The 3774-nt window shown below is 67.8% G+C and carries 5 protein-coding genes; 3 read left to right on the top strand and 2 right to left on the bottom strand.

Annotated features, from left to right (window positions below):
• Nucleotide 1 precedes the first annotated feature (1 nt).
• The 3 genes from QN345_RS16770 to QN345_RS16760 are packed head-to-tail and all read left to right on the top strand — an operon-like array spanning nt 2 to nt 1932.
• A complete protein-coding gene (locus QN345_RS16770; RefSeq protein WP_416347672.1) occupies nt 2-832 on the top strand; it encodes an ABC transporter permease in 831 nt (276 codons plus the stop codon).
• A complete protein-coding gene (locus QN345_RS16765) occupies nt 829-1467 on the top strand; it encodes a hypothetical protein (protein ID WP_134449251.1) in 639 nt (212 codons plus the stop codon). The genes QN345_RS16770 and QN345_RS16765 overlap by 4 nt, the downstream gene beginning before the upstream one ends.
• A 24-nt stretch (nt 1468-1491) precedes the next feature.
• Nucleotides 1492-1932: a DUF2269 family protein gene (locus QN345_RS16760; protein ID WP_134449250.1), complete on the top strand. Its 441-nt coding sequence runs from the start codon at nt 1492-1494 to the stop codon at nt 1930-1932.
• Between the two features lie 94 nt (nt 1933-2026).
• Here QN345_RS16760 and QN345_RS16755 read toward each other — a convergent pair whose 3' ends face one another.
• Together QN345_RS16755 and QN345_RS16750 are read right to left on the bottom strand one after the other, a co-directional pair.
• Nucleotides 2027-3088 carry a hypothetical protein gene (locus tag QN345_RS16755; RefSeq protein ID WP_134449249.1) on the bottom strand — a complete coding sequence of 354 codons (1062 nt, stop codon included), beginning with the start codon at nt 3086-3088 and terminating at the stop codon, nt 2027-2029.
• The coding region (locus QN345_RS16750) for an aminotransferase class V-fold PLP-dependent enzyme (RefSeq protein ID WP_323508915.1) at nt 3089-3774 on the bottom strand (686 nt) is incomplete at its 5' end. It lies immediately after the preceding gene.

Below are 3774 nucleotides of genomic sequence, written 5' to 3'. Positions count from 1 at the left end.
CCTGATGCCGCGCGAGCTGCTCGTGCTCGACGAACCCACCAACGGGCTCGACCCCCAGGGCACCCGCGAGGTGCGCAGCCTCGTGCGCTCGCTCGCCGCGATCCCGGTGCTCATCGCCATCGCCGTGCGGCTGACCAGCAGCCCTGTCACGCCGGGACGCGGCCCGGCCTTCCTCGACCGGATCACCCAGAACGGTCTCTTCGTCGCGATCACCGCCCTGATCGTGTCGATCCCGCTTTTCCTGCCGCTGACCGTCGGGGTCGTCGCCGGCGACACCGTGGCGGGCGAGGCGAACCTCGGCACCCTGCGCTACCTGCTCGTGGCCCCGGCCGGGCGGGTGCGCCTGCTGCTGGTCAAGTACGCGGGCGCCGCGGCCTTCTGCGTCGCCGCGACACTGACCGTCGCGGTCTCCGGCGCCCTGATCGGCGCGGCCCTGTTCCCGGTCGGCCCGGTCACCCTGCTCTCCGGTGACACCATCGGGGTCGGCGAGTCCGTGCTTCGTTCGCTCCTCATCGCGGCATACGTCACGGTGTCCCTGCTCGGCCTTTCGGCGATCGGGCTGTTCATCTCTACCCTGACCGAGGTGCCCGTCGGGGCCATGGCCGCGACGATCGTGCTCTCGGTGACCGCCCAGGTGCTCGACGCGCTCCCGCAACTGGACTGGCTGCATCCGTGGCTGTTCAGCCACTACTGGCTCGACTTCGCCGACCTGTTGCGGCAGCCGATCGACTGGACGTCGTTCGGGGCCAATGCGCTGCTTCAGGGCGGCTATATCCTCGTGTTCGGGGCACTCGCCTACGGCCGATTCGTGACCAAGGACATCCTCTCGTGACCCACTCGTATCCCCTGTACGTTCCCGTGCTCGCCCAGTGCTTCTGCTGCCGGTCGCTGCAGCCCTTCACCTTCGGTTCGGCGAGCGACCAGGTGGTCTGCGCGCTGTGCCTGCACCACCTCGGCGCCGAGAAGGCAGAGCGGCGCGACGCCGAGCACATCGAGCTCTGGCTCGGCCAGTTCGCCGAGCAGCAGGACAAGCACCGGCGGTTCGCCGAGAAGGCGCAGGCGAGTGACACCGAGAAGGACGCCGCCATCGCCCGGCTGACCGGCCAGGTCGACGACCTCCGCCGGATCGCGGCGCGTGATTTCGAGCATGCGCCGGGCACGGAACTCCGCGGCATCCTCGAGACCGACCTCGTCAAGCGCGCCGATCGGAGGGCCGAGCTCGCCCAGCACCAGATCGACTGGGCGATGGCCGTGCTCTGGCGCCTCGGAACGCTGCACCACGCCGACGAGGCGACGCCGCGGCTCTGCTCCTGCGGCCGCCAGGTCACGGCCTGCGCCGAGCTGCGCGCGCTCGAGCCGCAGCACCAGGCCGTGCGCGATTGGCAGACGAAGAACCTGCGGATGCTGCACGCCGGCAAGCGCCACGGCCTCCCCGCCGACCACCCCGGCGTTGTGCACTCGTCCTGACCCGAACGGCTCTAGCCTGTAGGCATGCATATTCTGATCAACGTCCTGCACATCGTCGCCGCCGTCTTCATCGTCGGACCGATGGCCATCCTCCCGATGACCGCCATGCGCTCCATCCGGGCAGGGCAGGCGGGTCCCGTCGCGACCCTCGCGAAGTCGGTCAATATCTTCACGTTGCTTTCGATCGTGGTCGCGTTCTTCGGTTTCGGGGCGCTCGGCCTCAAGGAGGCCGACGACGCCTGGACCTTCGGATCGACCTGGGTGTGGCTGTCCCTCGTGCTCTACGTGATCGCGCTCGCGATCAACCTGTTCCTCGTCGTGCCGGCGCTCAAGGCCGCAGCAGAGTCGCTCGCGACGGATGCCGCAGGCGCCAAGGCCGCCGGCTACCCGCGGATCGCCGCAGGCTCCGGTGTCGCAAGCCTGCTGCTCGTGGCGGTCGTCGTGCTGATGGTCTGGAAGCCCTAGCACCGGCATCCGCTCTCAGCCCCGTGAGGTGTCGCATATCGATGTTCGCGTTGGGATCTAACGTCGAGATGCGACACCTCAGCGCACGTACGGGCTAGCCCAGGTCGCCGACGGAGACGAGGCCGTCGTGGCGACGGCCGTCGAAGATGATCGTCGGGATCTTCACGGTGTGGATGCTCTCCTCGACCGTCTTCTTGTTGGCCGCGATGACCTGCGTGACCTGGTCGGATGCCGCGACCTGGTCGACGTGGTCGGCCTGTGCCTGGCTGAGCCCGAACTCGAGCTCCCAGCCCTGGAGAAGCGCACTCGCGTCCGCGGACTCCATGCTGTTGATCGAGACCTGCCAGGAGACCCCGGCGTCGTTCTTCTCGGTGTAGATGCGCTTCAGGATCTCCCAGTCGACCGGGGTCGTGGCGCCCTCGAGCGGGTTCAGGCGCAGGGCCTCGAGCTGCTCGGTGACGAGGAGGGAGTTCTTGAACTTGTAGCCGGTCGCCGACTGGATCGGGTATGCGATGTAGCTGAGGTTCTGCTTCTCGCCGAATCCGGCCTTCTCGATGTTGTTGAAGAGCTGCAGGCAGTATGTGCAGCCGGGGTCGATGACCTCGAGCGCGGTCTTCTTGCTCGCGTCGTAGGGGTTCAGGTAGGTCGCGTCCGCGGGCAGGTAGGCCGTGGCGTCCCAGTTCTGCATCCGGCTCGGGATGGCGGAGAAGGTCTCGCCGAGGCTCGCGAATTCGTTGCCGAAGGCGCCGACCACGTCCCACGCGGCGAGGGAATCGCCGAAGCCCGGGGTCTGGTCCGGAATGGAGCATGCCTCGGCGCCGAGGCTGCACGACGCTGAGTCCTGCTTGTTGCAGGTTCCGTAGACGTAGAGGTTGACGCCGCTCTTGACGACCTCGTACCCGCTCCAGATGGTCGTCAGGATGATCAGGACGGCGACGACCTCGAGGCCGATGCTCGCGGGCTTGACCAGGCCGGGCCTGCGCGCGGCGATCGGGGCGAGCATGTGGTCCTTCATGTCCTGCTTGAAGGTGGTGTCACACGGGCGGAAGGTGATTCGGCGGAACGTACAGTTCCACGCCTTCGCGAGGTACTTGCGATAACGGGCCGAGATGGCCGCCATGAACAGGAGAACGATGAATGCTGCGATGCAGAACACTTAGGAAAGGCCTTTCAGGAGGCGGGCGAGGGCGTCGTGTGCGCGGTCGATGTCCGCCGAAGTGGAGTGGAGTCCGAGGGAGAAGCGCAGGAGCGGGGGAAGCCCGAGCCGTTCCTTGAGCTCGTGGTGGGCGCAGAAGTAGCCGCTGCGCACCATGATCTGCTGCTGGGAGAGGAACACCGCGAGTCGGTGCGAATCCTGCTTCGGGGCGTAGCCGCTGATGACCGGGCTCGCGGCGTGATTGAGCACGACGAGGCCGGGGATCGCGCTGAGGCCGTCGAACAGGCGGCCGGAGAGGCTCGCGATGTGTTCGTGCGGTGCCAGGCCGCCTGGGCGGATGTGTCCGAGCCAGTCGAGCGCGCGGCCGAGCGCGATGATCTCGCCCCAGGCCTGCAGGCCGGGTTCGAGGAGTGCGCCGGGGTCGTCCGTGACGAGGTCGAAGGAGTCTGCGCGGACATCCGTCACCATGCCGCCGCCGACGAAACTGATCTCGAGGGAGCGCAGCAGCTCGATCCGGGTCACGACGACGCCGAGGCTCGCCCCGTACATCTTGTGCGCCGAGAAGCAGATGGCGTCGGCATCGGTCCCTCGGAGCAGCGTGTGCTCGTGGGCCATGGCCCCGACGGGCACCTCGGTCAGGGTAGAGATGAACAGCCCGATCGCCGAAAGGCCGAGCAGGGACACCG

This window comes from Cryobacterium sp. 10I1, assembly GCF_035019805.1.
Classification (GTDB): Bacteria; Actinomycetota; Actinomycetes; order Actinomycetales; family Microbacteriaceae; genus Cryobacterium; species Cryobacterium glucosi.
The sequence above is the reverse complement of the archived record's forward strand: the minus strand, read 5'-3'. Positions and strand labels throughout refer to the sequence as shown.